General features: G+C 60.4%; 15 protein-coding genes. 6 read left to right on the top strand and 9 right to left on the bottom strand.

Annotated elements, in window-relative coordinates:
* Positions 1 to 3: 3 nt before the first annotated feature.
* Positions 4 to 1,611 carry a CocE/NonD family hydrolase gene (locus QQJ86_RS18560; protein ID WP_284322447.1) on the top strand — a complete coding sequence of 536 codons (1,608 nt, stop codon included), beginning with the start codon at positions 4 to 6 and terminating at the stop codon, positions 1,609 to 1,611.
* A 175-nt stretch (positions 1,612 to 1,786) separates the two neighbouring features.
* Here QQJ86_RS18560 and hemE read toward each other — a convergent pair whose 3' ends face one another.
* The 4 genes from hemE to QQJ86_RS18540 form a co-directional block, all read right to left on the bottom strand.
* Complete coding sequence (hemE, locus tag QQJ86_RS18555; RefSeq protein WP_284322446.1) at positions 1,787 to 2,857, bottom strand: uroporphyrinogen decarboxylase; 1,071 nt, start codon at positions 2,855 to 2,857, stop codon at positions 1,787 to 1,789.
* A gap of 5 nt (positions 2,858 to 2,862) precedes the next feature.
* Complete coding sequence (locus QQJ86_RS18550) at positions 2,863 to 3,126, bottom strand: WGR domain-containing protein (RefSeq protein ID WP_284322445.1); 264 nt, start codon at positions 3,124 to 3,126, stop codon at positions 2,863 to 2,865.
* Positions 3,127 to 3,234: 108 nt separating this feature from the next.
* Complete coding sequence (gene aroB, locus QQJ86_RS18545) at positions 3,235 to 4,344, bottom strand: 3-dehydroquinate synthase (protein ID WP_284322444.1); 1,110 nt, start codon at positions 4,342 to 4,344, stop codon at positions 3,235 to 3,237.
* Complete coding sequence (locus tag QQJ86_RS18540) at positions 4,341 to 4,883, bottom strand: shikimate kinase (RefSeq protein WP_284322443.1); 543 nt, start codon at positions 4,881 to 4,883, stop codon at positions 4,341 to 4,343. The genes aroB and QQJ86_RS18540 overlap by 4 nt, the downstream gene beginning before the upstream one ends.
* A gap of 34 nt (positions 4,884 to 4,917) precedes the next feature.
* Between QQJ86_RS18540 and QQJ86_RS18535 the strand changes: the two genes are divergently transcribed.
* Positions 4,918 to 5,748 (top strand): NAD-dependent epimerase/dehydratase family protein, encoded by an 831-nt coding sequence (locus QQJ86_RS18535; RefSeq protein ID WP_284322442.1) that lies wholly within the window; start codon positions 4,918 to 4,920, stop codon positions 5,746 to 5,748.
* Here QQJ86_RS18535 and QQJ86_RS18530 read toward each other — a convergent pair.
* Positions 5,745 to 6,470, bottom strand: coding sequence for a response regulator (locus QQJ86_RS18530; RefSeq protein ID WP_284322441.1), 726 nt, complete (start codon positions 6,468 to 6,470; stop codon positions 5,745 to 5,747). The two genes, QQJ86_RS18535 and QQJ86_RS18530, sit on opposite strands and share 4 nt — an antisense overlap.
* Before the next feature lie 271 nt (positions 6,471 to 6,741).
* The gene (locus QQJ86_RS18525; RefSeq protein ID WP_284322440.1) at positions 6,742 to 7,572 is read right to left on the bottom strand and encodes a kinase; all 831 of its coding nucleotides are present in this window, start codon (positions 7,570 to 7,572) and stop codon (positions 6,742 to 6,744) included.
* 52 nt (positions 7,573 to 7,624) lie between these two features.
* Between QQJ86_RS18525 and pdxH the strand changes: the two genes are divergently transcribed.
* Genes pdxH through QQJ86_RS18510 form a run of 3 tightly spaced genes read left to right on the top strand, consistent with a single transcriptional unit; the run spans position 7,625 to position 9,531 of the window.
* Positions 7,625 to 8,212: a pyridoxamine 5'-phosphate oxidase gene (gene pdxH, locus QQJ86_RS18520; protein ID WP_284322439.1), complete on the top strand. Its 588-nt coding sequence runs from the start codon at positions 7,625 to 7,627 to the stop codon at positions 8,210 to 8,212.
* Between the two features lie 28 nt (positions 8,213 to 8,240).
* Complete coding sequence (locus QQJ86_RS18515) at positions 8,241 to 8,681, top strand: secondary thiamine-phosphate synthase enzyme YjbQ (RefSeq protein ID WP_284322438.1); 441 nt, start codon at positions 8,241 to 8,243, stop codon at positions 8,679 to 8,681.
* Between the two features lie 46 nt (positions 8,682 to 8,727).
* Positions 8,728 to 9,531, top strand: a complete 804-nt coding sequence (locus QQJ86_RS18510; RefSeq protein WP_284322437.1) for a cobalamin-binding protein — start codon at positions 8,728 to 8,730, stop codon at positions 9,529 to 9,531.
* Between the two features lie 68 nt (positions 9,532 to 9,599).
* Here QQJ86_RS18510 and QQJ86_RS18505 read toward each other — a convergent pair whose 3' ends face one another.
* From QQJ86_RS18505 to proC, 3 genes are read right to left on the bottom strand one after another with little or no spacing between them, the layout of a single operon-like run.
* Positions 9,600 to 10,148 carry a hypothetical protein gene (locus tag QQJ86_RS18505; protein ID WP_284322436.1) on the bottom strand — a complete coding sequence of 183 codons (549 nt, stop codon included), beginning with the start codon at positions 10,146 to 10,148 and terminating at the stop codon, positions 9,600 to 9,602.
* A gap of 7 nt (positions 10,149 to 10,155) precedes the next feature.
* A complete protein-coding gene (locus QQJ86_RS18500) occupies positions 10,156 to 10,731 on the bottom strand; it encodes a YggT family protein (protein ID WP_284322435.1) in 576 nt (191 codons plus the stop codon).
* A 3-nt stretch (positions 10,732 to 10,734) separates the two neighbouring features.
* On the bottom strand, positions 10,735 to 11,556 hold the full coding sequence (gene proC, locus QQJ86_RS18495; RefSeq protein WP_284322434.1) for a pyrroline-5-carboxylate reductase: 822 nt from the start codon (positions 11,554 to 11,556) through the stop codon (positions 10,735 to 10,737).
* A gap of 380 nt (positions 11,557 to 11,936) precedes the next feature.
* On the opposite strand from proC, the gene QQJ86_RS18490 reads away from it, so the two are divergent.
* A complete protein-coding gene (locus QQJ86_RS18490; RefSeq protein WP_284322433.1) occupies positions 11,937 to 12,974 on the top strand; it encodes a type IV pilus twitching motility protein PilT in 1,038 nt (345 codons plus the stop codon).
* The last annotated feature ends 22 nt before the right edge of the window (positions 12,975 to 12,996 follow it).

The following is a 12,996-nucleotide window of genomic DNA, read 5'->3' as shown; positions in this document are numbered from 1 at the left end:
GATATGCGATACGTTGCTATGGTGTTTACCCTGCTGGTGTCGATGTTGGCGGTGAATGCGCCGGCGAAAGCTCAAAGTCTTCCCGGTTCATTGGTTTCGATTCCTACAGCGGATGGCTATCAACTGCAGGCTTATGTCGCGGTTCCTTCGGGAAGTGGGCCTTTCCCGCTCGTAGTGATGCCTTCGAGCTGGAGTGAAAGTGACACAGAGTACGTGGGCGAAGCTAACAAGCTCGCCAGTGATGGATTCATCGTAATCAGTTACAGCTCGCGTGGATTCGGCTTGGGTTGTTCGCTGAGTCCCCAATGCGGCTATATCGATATCGATGGTCCGCTTACGGTAGGCGATGCAAGCACGGTGATCGATTGGGCATTGAGCAACACGCCGGCCGATTCGAACGAAATCGGCATTTCGGGGATTTCGTACGGCGGAGGTACCAGCCTGCTTGCTGCCGAGCATGATCCGCGCATCAAGGCAGTGGCGGCGCTGAGTTCGTGGGCAGATCTGCTTGCATCGCTGGATGCCAACCAGACGGCCAGTTCACAGGCGATTGGCTTGCTGTCGTTTGCGAGTTATCTCGGCAAGCCGGGCACGTTGATGCAGAAGGTGAATGCGGATGTGCTCGCGTTAAACTTTGATGGCGCGGTGCAGACCGTGGAAAATGATTCTGCGACGCCAGGGCGTTCGGCCATCAATGACATTGCAGCGATCAACGCAAACGGTCCAGCAGTGTTGCTGGCAAATGATTTCGAAGACAGCCTCTTTGTGCCTAGCCAGCTCGTCAACTTCTACAGCCGGCTCAATGGGCCGAAGATGTTGTTGCTCGCGCACGGCGATCACACCACTGCCGAGATGGGCGGCGCGATGGGATTTCCCAACGAAATCTATACGGCGGTGAACGATTGGTTCGAGCACTACCTCAAGGGTGTGCAAAATGGCATCGACACGCAGTTGCCAGTGCAATTGAAATCGCAAGCCGGCACGTGGAGCACGTTCGCGGATTGGAACGCTGTGCAGCAAGGTGCTGTCACGTACAGCCTCACCCAACCCAAGGGCTGGCTTGGCATTCTTCCTACCGGCAGTTTGTCAACGGGTGCGGGCAGCAATTGGCAATACGGCATTACGGGCGGTTATCTCACTACAGCAACCACCGGCGTGGCCTTGGTGAGCGGCGCACTGACGGGTTTTCTGCAATTGCCGCCGCCTGTGGAGCTGGCTTTGGTGAATCGGTCAAACGCCAGTGTTTGGACCGGGCCGGTGTTCACGCAGACGCAGAATCTGATGGGCATGCCGTCGTTGCATGTAACAGTCACGCCAACGGCGAATCAGCTCACCTTGATCGCGTATCTCTATAGCGTGAATGCGAGTACCGGCATTGGTCAGTTGATCACGTGGAAACCTTATACGTTGCGCAACGTGCCGGTAGGTGTGCCACAAACCGTCAGCATGAATCTGGAAGCGACGAATTGGGAAATCGGCCCGGGCAATCAACTAGCTTTGATCATCGGTACTAGCGACATTCGCTATGCAGGTGTGACGCCGGTGGGGAGCGCGGTGAGTTTCAGTTCGTCGGCTGCAACGCCAGCGACACTTACTGTATCGCTACATTGAACTGCTAACCCTCACGGCCGTCATTCCCGCGAAAGCGGGAATCCATTTTGGCTTTTGCTTGAGAGCAAGATGGATCCCCGCTTTCGCGGGAATGACGGCCGTGAGGGTACGACGATTTTTCTCGTGAGGTTGGCGTGTTGCCTCACCCCTTTCTTGGAAAAGAGAGGGAAAGGTTTCAAGCAGCGCGCAATATGCGGCTATACGCGTGTACTTCATCCACCAGCACCTTCACGTGCTCAGGATCAACCTCCGGCGTCACGCCGTGTCCGAGGTTGAATACGTGCCCAGGATGATTGCCGTAGCTGTCGAGCACACGGCGCACTTCGCGGCGAATCACTTCGGGACTGGCACGCAGCACAGCCGGATCGAGATTGCCTTGCAGCGCCACCTTGCCGTCCACCGCTTTGCGTGCATCGGAGAGATCGATAGTCCAGTCGACGCCAAGTGCCGCACAGCCGGTGGCCGCCATCTCTGCAAGATGTCCGTTGGCGCCCTTGGAGAACAGGATCAGCGGTAGGTCGCGCGCGTGGATATCCGACTTCAACACGTCGACCACCTGCGACAAATAGCGCAGCGAGAATTCGCGGAATGCCGCCGGGCCGAGTAAGCCGCCCCAGGTGTCGAAGATCATCAATGCCTGCGCACCAGCGGCGGCTTGGGCACTGAGATACGCAGCAACCGAACGCGCGAGCGTCTCGAGCAGCATGTGCGCCATGGCTGGATCGCTCCAGCACATCGCCTTGACGGTGGCGAAATCGCGGGAGCCTTCGCCTTCCACCATGTAGCAGGCGAGCGTCCATGGGCTACCGGAAAAACCGATCAGCGGCACGCGGCCGGCGAGTTCGCGGCGGATGACGCGGACGGCATCCATCACATAGCGCAGTTCGCTTTCCATGTCCGGGACGCCAAGGCGTTCCACCTCGGCGCGCGTACGCACGGGACGCGCAAACTGTGGACCTTCGCCGTGTGCGAAAGACAGGCCCAGACCCATGGCATCCGGAATGGTGAGGATGTCGGAGAACAGGATGGCCGCGTCCAGCTCGTAGCGGTCCAGCGGCTGCAGTGTCACCTCGCAGGCCAGTTCCGGATTCTGCGCCAGCGCCATGAAGCTGCCGGCTTTCGCACGCGTGGCGCGGTATTCGGGCAGATAACGGCCAGCTTGGCGCATCACCCATACGGGCGTGGTGTCGACGGGTTCGCGGCGCAGCGCGCGCAGGAAGCGATCATTCTTCAACGGCATAGGCATGTTGTTTATCGGCGTCCGTAAGGGCCTTCGACGCCCTGGGCAAAGACCACGCGATAGCCGCGCTTGAGCTGGGCATCGCGCACTTTTTCGAAGGCGGCGATGGCTTCGTCGCGCTCCAGGTATTGATCACGCTTGAGTGTGGCGCGGCCACCTTGCGTGCCGGACTCGCGATACAGCGTCCAGCCGCCGAGCAGATCCTGCTCCAGCACGATCTGAACATAGCGCGGCGGCTCGGCCGAGGCTGGCATGGTTTGCAGATAGAGGCGCATGGCGTCCCTGAATAGAGGTGCGGCTAAGCGGCCGCAAGGTAAGGCATTTTAGAGGGCGGGAGGGCTTGCAAGCGAGGGTGCTTGGTTATTGGCCGGAAAAGGTACCGCTCAACGTTGATGGCACGCCTCGCGCAACACCGCCAAAACCTCCGCCTCGTTCACCCCGGACACGATCTCTGCCCGGCCAATACCGCGCCAAAGGATCAACCGCAGCGTGCCGGCGGTGTTCTTTTTGTCCAGCCGCATCAGTGCCAGCAGTTGTTCGGGATCAAAGCCGGACGGCACCTCTGTCGGCAAACCGACAGCGAGCAGCAGTCGCTCCAGTCGCAAGGTATCGGCCTGAGCGCTCATGCCCAGGCGCTCGGACAGGCGTGCGGCCAGTAGCATGCCCACGGCGACGCCTTCGCCATGCAGCAGCGTGGTGTAGTGGCCTGCTGTCTCCAATGCATGTCCGAAGGTGTGGCCAAAGTTGAGCAGGGCGCGCTCACCTTGCTCAGTTTCATCGCGTGCCACCACGCCAGCCTTGTAACGCACCTTGGTGGCGATGGCCTGCACCAGCGCGTTTTCGTCGCGTGCGGCCAGCGCATCGGCATGCTGTTCCAGCCATGCGAAGAAGGTCTCATCGCCGATCGCTGCGCCCTTGATGACTTCCGCCAGGCCAGCGCGGTATTCGCGCACGGGCAAGCTATCCAGGGTGCCGATATCGGCTACTACCGCGCGTGGCTGGTGAAAGGCGCCAACCAGATTCTTGCCGGCGGGAAGATTCACGCCAGTCTTGCCACCCACCGAAGAGTCGACCATCGACAGCAAGGTAGTCGGCATCTGGATGAAGTCGATGCCGCGCATCCAGCAGGCCGCGGTGAAGCCGGCAAGATCGCCGACTACGCCACCGCCCAGGGCAACGACGCAAGCATCGCGCGTCGCGCCGAGCGTGGACAGCGCATCGAGCGCGAGTCCCACATTGGCGAAGCTCTTGTGCGCTTCACCGTCGTCGAGCAGGAACGAAGACCAGTGCAAACCATCCAACCCGCGTGCCACGCGCTCCAAATAGAGCGGCGCCACCGTGTGATTGCTGATCACCAGCGCATGCTTGCCGCGTAATGCAGCGCGCCAACGCGCGTGATCGTCGAGCAGGCCGCGGCCGATCCACACCGGATAGCTGCGTTCGCCTAGCGTGACGTGAATGGTTTCGGATGGTGTAGTTGTGCTTGTGCTCATGCGGCTTGTCGGTTCCAGTTCCGATCGATAAGGGCGATACAGCGTTCGCTCGCCGCGGCCACACCTTCCTGTTCGTGGCCGTGCGGAATGATCAGATCGGTGATTTCTTCATACAGCGAGGTGCGTGCTTCCGCCATCGCTTCCAATTTGCGTTGACGATCGGTATCGGCCAGTAACGGGCGCGAGGTGTCGAGTGCAAGCCGCTGCAACTGCACCGGCACCGTGGTTTGCAGCCAGACGACGTAGCCGCGCTCCATCAATGTGCGGCGGTTGGCCGGATCGAGCACGGCGCCCGCACCGCTCGCCAACACCACACCGCGTCGGCCGCTACACTCCTCCAGCAACGCGCGCTCGCGCCGACGAAAACCTGCCTCGCCTTCGATATCGAAGATGGTGCTGACGGGAACGCCGGTGACTCGTTCGATTTCCTGGTCGAGATCGAGAAACGGCAGGTCGTAGCGAACGGCGAGCTGCCGGCCGATCGACGTCTTGCCAGCGCCGGTGGGACCGACCAGGAACAGGTTGCACGAAGGGTTCATGCGTGGATAGTAGCAAGCACAAGCAGGTGAATGGATGTCCGAACGGATTTTGATCGCCGGCTGCGGCGACCTGGGTGAACGGGTGGCGCGCCTGCTGCTGAAGCAGGGCGACGAGGTATATGCGCTGCGGCGCCATCCCCCTGGTAACAATGATGCTATCCGCTGGGTGGCGGCGGATCTGGCTTCTCCGGAAACACTCACAGCGCTTCCGTCAAGCATCACCCAATTGGCGTACATGCCGGCACCGCAGGCACGAGAGCCGGAGGCTTACCGAGCGGTGTATATCGATGGATTGCGCAATGTGCTCGAAGCGTTGGACGCGGCTTCACTGAAGCGTGTCCTGTTCGTCTCTTCCAGTGGCGTGTATGGCGAACATGGCGATGCATGGGTAGATGAAGCAACACCACCCGCACCGCCGGGTTTCAGCGGCCAAGTGTTGTGGGAAGCGGAGCAATGGCTTTCGAATCAGCCGGTTGAGACCGTGGTATTGCGTCTAGCTGGCCTTTATGGGCCGGGGCGGCTGCAGCTCGTTGATCGTATACGCGCGGGACAGGCGTGCGCGCCGCACGGTCAGCAACATTGGGCCAATCGCATGCATGTCGATGATGCGGCGGCGGCTATCGTGCATCTGCTTGCGCTACACGATCCGCAGAGCGTCTATGTAGGCGTCGACAACACGCCGTTACCGTTGGACGTTCTCTACGATCATCTTGCCGCTTTGATCGGTGCGCCACCTGTTGCTGACGGACCTGCGCCTGCGGGCATTGGCAGCAAACGGCTCAGTAATGCTCGGCTTCGAGCCAGTGGCTTTGAACTTTGCTGGCCGGATTCACGGCATGGGTATGCCGAATGTTTGCGGAGCTAGATCTGCTTCGGCTCGGCGTGCGGTTCGGCGTTCTGCGAGGTCAGGTGTTCCTCGATGCCGTATTTGATGAGATCCGCATCGCGGCTGATACCGAGCTTGCGCATCGCGCTCATTTTTTGCGTGCTTACCGTCTGCTTGCTGCGATGCAGGCGCGCGGCGATTTCGCTGATGGTGAGGCCTGATACGAACAGACGTACTACTTCCAGTTCGCGCGTGGACAAATGGCGTGTACGTGAGATCGATGCGCCGCCCTGAATGCCGTGCCGATGCACGATGGCCTCGATGCCAGGCGAGAGGTAACGCTTGCCGGCGAGCGCGGCATACAGCGCAGTGGTGAGGTATTCCAGCGGATCGGCTTTGCTCAGGATGCAGGTTACGTCCTGCGCAAGCAGCGAACGGATCACGTCGGCATTGCTCATCATGGTGAGCGCGATCAAGCGCACGTTGGGAAAACGTTGCCGCAGCAGGCCAAACAGCGTGATGCCATCGCCATAGCTGCCGCCTGGCATCGCGTAGTCGGAGATGATCACGTCGACGGTCTGCGTTTCCAGCAATTCGATCAACGCGGTGGAATTCGCAGCGGAGCCGACGATGCGGATGTCGGCCTGTCCGCGCAATTCATGCAGCAGACCGGCAACTAGCAGCGGATGATCGTCCGCAATAGCCACGCGGATAGTGCGTTCGCTGGACGGAGAGGAGTCGTTGACGAATTTCGTGGACATGATGCGCAGCTATGATGGGTTATGGTCACGCTGCCGGCTGTGCCATGGATCGTTCGGCGATTACGCAGCGTCCTAATATGCGTGTAGCGGGATGGGCCGTCGGGCCTGCAACGACAAAAAAAGCTTGGGCAAGCTGTCAACGAGACAGTTCGCTTTCACTTGACGTTGCTGTGTATCGATTATGGAAGGGCGGAATGTTCGAACACATAGAACATTTCCGAAATGGCTTGTCTGAAATCGCGCATGTGTCGCGCCTGCAGCATGGCGTTTTTCAGCTGTGACTGAGGCCCATCACATGATGCTTCGTGTCGTATTCCACGCAAGTATCGGCCAGCACGGGCAGGGTGGAAAGAGCATGCCGACTGAGTCGCTCGAAATGAGCAAGGAAACGTTTCATGGCCGTGGCATCCATCGCCAACGGCGCGCCGCGCGCCAGCAATTCCTTTTCGGTTTCGCTGCGCCATTCGCGCACTACTTCCCAGTTCGGTGCCTGCAGCACGATCAGGGCGTCCAGCTTGCGCCATAGTGGCTGATAGGCGCGCAGTTGCTTATTCACCCAATGCCGCCAGCGGCCATCCGAATCTTCGGTACGCTCTAGCTCGTTGACTGGTTCTTCAAGTGCACTTTCCAGTTGAGGCCTCAGGCCCAGCGCCCAGCCTTCCAGCACCACCAAGCGTGGCGGGCGGGTGGCGCGTGGCCAGCGTGAGGGCGGTGTGCGCGTGTCGCGGCCTTTGTCGAAGCGCGGCCAGCTCACCGGAAATTTGTCCGACGCGTGCGGCAGGGCAGCTAGCACAGACAGCAGCAGTTCGATCTCGTGAGTACCTGGAACGCCGCGCGTGCGCAGCAGCGGATGCACCTGATGGGCCAACGCCTCGCGTTCACTGCGCGAGTAGTAGAAGTCGTCCAGCGAAAATACCTCGGTCGGCCAGCCACGATGTTCGGCCTGGGTCTTGATCACCCGTGCAAGAGTGCTCTTGCCGCTTCCCTGCAGGCCCGACAGACCAAGTACGTACGGCCGCTGCGTTCGCGCGATGCGGCCGGCGTAATGATCCAGCAGGTGGCCGGCGAGGGCCTCGTTCTGCGTGCTAGCATCATCCTTCATCGCGTAATCATGACGTGCGCTGGCTACGATTCAAGACCTGACAGACCATCCCATGCTCAAACCCGAGATTCTTGACACTTTCAATACCCTGCTGGATCAGGCCGTGGCAAGTGGCGATCCTGAGCCTACTGCAATGAACTTGTCCAGCGTGGATGCCGCGGGCCGTGTCAGCTCGCGCATCGTACTGCTGAAAGGGGCCGATCAGCGCGGGTTTCGATTCTTCACCAATTACGAGAGCGACAAAGGTGTGCAGATCGACGCCCATCCACAAGTCGCATTGTGCTTTCACTGGAAGCGTCTGCGCGAGGGCGTGCAGGTGCGCGTGGAAGGCCTGACGCGTAAGGCCCCAGCGGAGGAATCCGACGCCTATTTCGCCAGCCGCCCGCGCGGCAGCCAGATTGGCGCATGGGCTTCGTTGCAATCGCAAACGCTGGCCGTGCGCGAGACATTCGAACAGCGTGTCGCTCATTACGAGCGGCAATATGCCGATCGCGACGTACCGCGTCCGCCGCATTGGGGCGGTTATGTGGTGGAGCCCGACATGATTGAATTCTGGTACGGCGCCAATTTCCGACTGCACGAGCGCGTGCGCTGGGACCGCCACGGCCAGACCTGGACCAGCCGATTGTTGTATCCCTGATAGATCAGAGCATCCCAAGGAGCGCGCTATGAGCCGAGCTACCCCCGCGGAACATGTCGCGCAGAACGGCTTTACCGTGCACACACGCGGTCGCGGCTTCAGCGAAATCACCGAGAAGGTGGTCGAGCTGGTAGCGGCCAGCGGCGTGCATACCGGCATCGTCAACATCTTCACCACGCATACCAGCTGTTCGCTGCTGATCAGCGAGAACGCCGACCCGGCCGTGCGCGCCGATCTGGAACGCTGGTTCACCCGCGCCGTGCCCGATGGCGATGCCATCTTCCAGCACGACGCCGAAGGGCCTGACGACATGCCTTCGCATGTACGCGCCATCCTCACCGGCGTGAGCCTGACGCTTCCCATACACGGTGGCAAACCACAGCTCGGAACGTGGCAAGGCATTTACTTGTGGGAGCATCGCGTAGACCCGCATCAACGCAAGGTGACCGTGACGGTACTTGGGCACTGAAAACAACGGGCTCTTCTAAGAGACCAACGAGCGCTATCTCATTTCCATGTCCGATCCCTTTCCCCACCGCATCGTCTGCCTCACCGAAGAACCCACCGAAGTGCTCTACGCGCTTGGTGAAGAACATCGCATCGTCGGTATCTCCGGCTTCACCGTGCGCCCGGCACGCGCACGCAAGGAGAAGCCGAAGGTATCCGTGTTCACCAGTGCGAAGCTGGGCGAAATCCTTGCGCTTGAACCGGATCTGGTTATCGGCTTTTCCGATATTCAGGCCGATATCGCGCGGGAGCTGATCCACGCAGGCATCGAAGTGTGGATCAGCAATCATCGCAGCGTGGAAGGCATCCTCGCCTATATCCGTCGCCTTGGCGCGATGGTGGGTGCACACGAAAAGGCCGAGCGCTATGCGCAGCGTGCCGAAGCGCATCTTGCCGAAGTGCGTGCCGCCGCTGCAGCGTGGCCGAAGCGACCGAAGGTTTACTTCGAAGAATGGGATGAGCCGATCATCACCGGCATTCGTTGGGTGGCCGAGTTGATCGGCGTTGCCGGCGGCGACGATCTATTTCCCGAACTCGCCCGCGAATCGCTGGCCAAGTACCGCATTCTTGCGGATGGCAGTGAAGTGGTGCGGCGCGCACCGGATATCATTCTCGGCTCCTGGTGCGGCAAGCGCTTTCGTCCGGAGCGCGTGGCGCAACGACCAGGCTGGGATGCAATTCCAGCGGTGCGTAACGGTGACCTGCACGAAATCAAATCGCCGATCATTCTGCAGCCCGGTCCAGCCGCGTTGTTCGATGGGCTGGATGCGATTCATGGCGTGATTGCCGATTGGGTGCGTAAGCAGGAATGACCATCGTGGGTTAGGGTGCAAACCCCAACATGACCATACTTGGGGTTTGCACCCCAACAACCTACGAATTAACGATGATGAGGTAGGCATGGTGCGGCGATGCGGGATAGCTCTCGGCGCTGCGCAGCATCCGGCACAAACTGCGCCACTAGCGGCGGTGTTTGTGCATTGCCGCTGTTCTGAATCCAGGTAAACGTCATGCCTGGTTTGCTCAATGCCATCGCAGCACTCGCTGCTGCGTTGTGTTGCCCTGGCGTTGTAGCCATGCCGAACACGAATACGCCCGGACCATCACCGCCGTACCAACCCGAGACTGCGATCTGCCCGAAGGACTGGTTTCCTGCCCGCAGTTCTGCGCTGGGTTGAAATGATGCTGGCGCGCGTGGCCCTTCAAATGCATCGAAAGGAAAGCCCGGCGCGGTTTCGCTCATCAGCGACAGTTGCAAGGACAACGCGCCGCCGGAACCTTGCGTGCACATCAGCGTGAACCACGCGGGATGTTCGCCGCTCTCAGTGGTGACTGTGCCATGCAGGATGACCTGGGGCGGTTGCTGCTGTGACATCACCGACGTACTAAAGACGAGGCCAAGGCAGAGCAGAAGCCATCGCTTTCGCATGATGGCGTCACCCGCCTCGCGCCAGGCTTGCGCCGAAATCGAACAGCGGATCAGCAATCAACCGCATGGCGAGCAGCAACACGATCACGACCACAGTGGGAGAAAAATCAATGCTCCCCACTACTAGCTTGCCACGCAGCGGGCGTAGCAAGGGTTGCACGATGGTGCCGGCAAGTCGGTACATCGGGTGATATGTGTCGGGTGAAAACATGCTGAGTAAGGACCAGCCGAAGATCACCACGATGTAGAACAGGAGCACGAATCTGAGCAGGTCAGCCAGCGAAATCACCAACAGGCTCAACCATGGTGGAAGGAAACCATCCAGCACGGAAATCAACGTACGCTCGACCACGAAAGTAATCAGCAGGATGAGCAACGCGGTCAGGTTGATGCGCCGCCAGTTCGGCAGCACGCGGCGAATGGGTGCCAGGATCGGATTGGTGTAACGGTAGACGAACTGGCTGAGCGGATTATGGAAGTCCGCGCGATTGGCTTCCGCCAGCAAGCGAACCAGAAACAGCGTGGCGATGGCACCGAATACGACCTGGACCAGCAATGCGAGGGCGCTGAGCAGATATGACATGGATCATTCCTTATCCAGCGCGGCGGCAAGTTCAGCACCACGCTTGGTGGCAGCAGCCACGGCACGGGCCACGACGCGCGGAAGCTGGTCGGCGCTGAAGCTTTCCAGCGCAGCCTGGGTGGTGCCGTTAGGCGAGGTGACGCGTTGACGCAGCGTGGCGGGCGCTTCGTTGCTTTCCACCAGCATGCGGCCGGCGCCAAGGCATGTCTGTGTGGCAAGGATGCGCGCAGTCTCGCGCGGCATGCCTTGCGCCACGGCAGCGTCTTCAAGCGCCTCGACCACGGCGAAGAAGTACGCCGGGCCGGAGCCAGAGATCGCGGTCACCGTGTCCATCAGCGCTTCGTCGTCGAGCCAGCGCGTGATGCCGACCGCATCCAGGATGTGCTGCGCATGCTCCCGTTGTTGCGGTGTCACACGCAGGTTGGCGCATAGCCCGGTGGCACCGGCGCCGATCAAGGCAGGCGTATTGGGCATGCAGCGCACGATGGGCAGCAGATTGCCGAACCATCGTTCCAACTGATCGATGCGTACCCCCGCGGCGATGGAGATCAGCAGGGGACGGTTGCGTTGCAAGGTGTCGCGCAGTTCGGCATGGATCGCCGGCATCACCTGCGGTTTCACTGCCAGTACCAGCACATCGGCTTCGGCCACGGCCAGCCGGTTGTCGGCGAAGGTGGCGACGCCGAAATCGCGGCCCAGGCTTTCACGCGCCTGTGCCATGGGTTCGGCTACGCGCAGGTTGGCGGCCGGTGCGCCGGTCTTGAGCAGGCCGCCGATCAGGCTCCGCGCCATGTTGCCGCCGCCGATGAATGCGATACGGGTCATGTATGGGTGGTTCCAGGGTTTTGCGGGTCTATACCTTACTGGACGTTGGGGAATGGGGAACAGAGAACGTGCGAGTCACAGCGGACAGAGTTCAACCGGTCTTTCACGCTTGCCAAATTAAGTCTTTGGGGATAAGTGCTACCCGCTCCCTTACGCCTCACATTCCCCGTTTCCAGCTTTTCTGTGCTCGGTCCCGCAATTAGACCACCCAAAGACTGGCTGCCCGCCCCACCCCGCGAGTAGTATCGGGGGCGCTGCAAAGGATCGGGGGAATGGTGGGGCAGGTGTACTGCACCTATGCATCTGTCCGGGTGACCTGCCGTCGTCCCGATTGTGGCCTGCTTTCGACCAAGACGATCGGTTTCTAGGGGAAACTACTGATGGATATCGCCGAACTGCTTGCCTTCTCGGTGAAGAACAAGGCGTCCGACTTGCATCTGTCAGCGGGCTTGCCGCCGATGATCCGCGTGGACGGCGACGTGCGCCGCATCAACATCCCGGCGCTGGATCATAAGCAGGTGCATTCGCTGATCTACGACATCATGTCGGACAAGCAGCGCCGCGACTATGAAGAATTTTTCGAGGTCGATTTCTCGTTCGAGATTCCCGGCCTCGCGCGTTTCCGCGTCAACGCGTTCAATCAGAACCGCGGTGCCGGTTCGGTGTTCCGTACCATTCCTTCCGAAGTGCTCACGCTGGACGACCTGGGTTGTCCCAAGGTGTTCCGTGAGCTGATCGAGCAGCCGCAGGGACTGATCCTGGTGACCGGTCCAACCGGTTCGGGCAAGTCGACCACACTGGCGGCGATGGTCGATCACATCAACAAGAACGAATACGCGCACATCCTCACCGTCGAGGACCCGATCGAATTCGTGCATACCTCGCAGAAGTGTCTGGTGAATCAGCGCGAAGTACACCGCGATACGCACGGCTTCAACGAAGCGCTTCGTTCCGCGCTGCGTGAAGACCCGGACTACATCCTGGTGGGCGAGTTGCGCGACCTGGAAACCATCCGCCTGGCGCTCACCGCCGCGGAAACCGGTCACTTGGTGTTCGGCACCCTGCACACCAGTTCGGCGGCCAAGACCATCGACCGCATCATCGACGTGTTCCCGGCCGGCGAAAAGCCGATGGTGCGCTCGATGCTGTCCGAGTCGCTGCGTGCGGTCATTTCGCAGACGCTGCTGAAGAAAGTCGGCGGCGGCCGTATTGCGGCGCACGAGATCATGGTGGGCATCCCTGCCATCCGTAACCTGATCCGCGAGGACAAGGTTGCGCAGATGTATTCCTCTATCCAGACCGGCCAGCAGTACGGCATGCAAACGCTGGATCAGATCCTGCTCGACCTGGTGAAGCGCGGTTTGATCGCGAAGCAGCAGGCGATCGGGTATGCGAAGAACAAAGAAGTATTCAAGTGACTAGGGGACGCCCCTACGGGAG

It is taken from the genome of Dyella acidisoli, assembly GCF_030160295.1.
Lineage (GTDB): Bacteria > Pseudomonadota > Gammaproteobacteria > Xanthomonadales > Rhodanobacteraceae > Dyella_B > Dyella_B acidisoli.
The sequence above is the reverse complement of the archived record's forward strand: the minus strand, read 5'-3'. Positions and strand labels throughout refer to the sequence as shown.

Coding starts and splice junctions, on each gene's coding strand:
- QQJ86_RS18510 (WP_284322437.1), top strand. CDS start 8,728: ATGTCCGATCCCTTTCCCCACCGCATCGTCTGCCTCACCGAAGAACCC.
- QQJ86_RS18530 (WP_284322441.1), bottom strand. CDS start 6,470: ATGTCCACGAAATTCGTCAACGACTCCTCTCCGTCCAGCGAACGCACT.
- QQJ86_RS18500 (WP_284322435.1), bottom strand. CDS start 10,731: ATGTCATATCTGCTCAGCGCCCTCGCATTGCTGGTCCAGGTCGTATTC.
- pdxH (WP_284322439.1), top strand. CDS start 7,625: ATGCTCAAACCCGAGATTCTTGACACTTTCAATACCCTGCTGGATCAG.
- QQJ86_RS18490 (WP_284322433.1), top strand. CDS start 11,937: ATGGATATCGCCGAACTGCTTGCCTTCTCGGTGAAGAACAAGGCGTCC.
- QQJ86_RS18560 (WP_284322447.1), top strand. CDS start 4: ATGCGATACGTTGCTATGGTGTTTACCCTGCTGGTGTCGATGTTGGCG.
- QQJ86_RS18535 (WP_284322442.1), top strand. CDS start 4,918: ATGTCCGAACGGATTTTGATCGCCGGCTGCGGCGACCTGGGTGAACGG.
- QQJ86_RS18525 (WP_284322440.1), bottom strand. CDS start 7,572: ATGAAGGATGATGCTAGCACGCAGAACGAGGCCCTCGCCGGCCACCTG.
- hemE (WP_284322446.1), bottom strand. CDS start 2,857: ATGCCTATGCCGTTGAAGAATGATCGCTTCCTGCGCGCGCTGCGCCGC.
- QQJ86_RS18540 (WP_284322443.1), bottom strand. CDS start 4,883: ATGAACCCTTCGTGCAACCTGTTCCTGGTCGGTCCCACCGGCGCTGGC.
- QQJ86_RS18550 (WP_284322445.1), bottom strand. CDS start 3,126: ATGCGCCTCTATCTGCAAACCATGCCAGCCTCGGCCGAGCCGCCGCGC.
- QQJ86_RS18515 (WP_284322438.1), top strand. CDS start 8,241: ATGAGCCGAGCTACCCCCGCGGAACATGTCGCGCAGAACGGCTTTACC.
- aroB (WP_284322444.1), bottom strand. CDS start 4,344: ATGAGCACAAGCACAACTACACCATCCGAAACCATTCACGTCACGCTA.
- proC (WP_284322434.1), bottom strand. CDS start 11,556: ATGACCCGTATCGCATTCATCGGCGGCGGCAACATGGCGCGGAGCCTG.
- QQJ86_RS18505 (WP_284322436.1), bottom strand. CDS start 10,148: ATGCGAAAGCGATGGCTTCTGCTCTGCCTTGGCCTCGTCTTTAGTACG.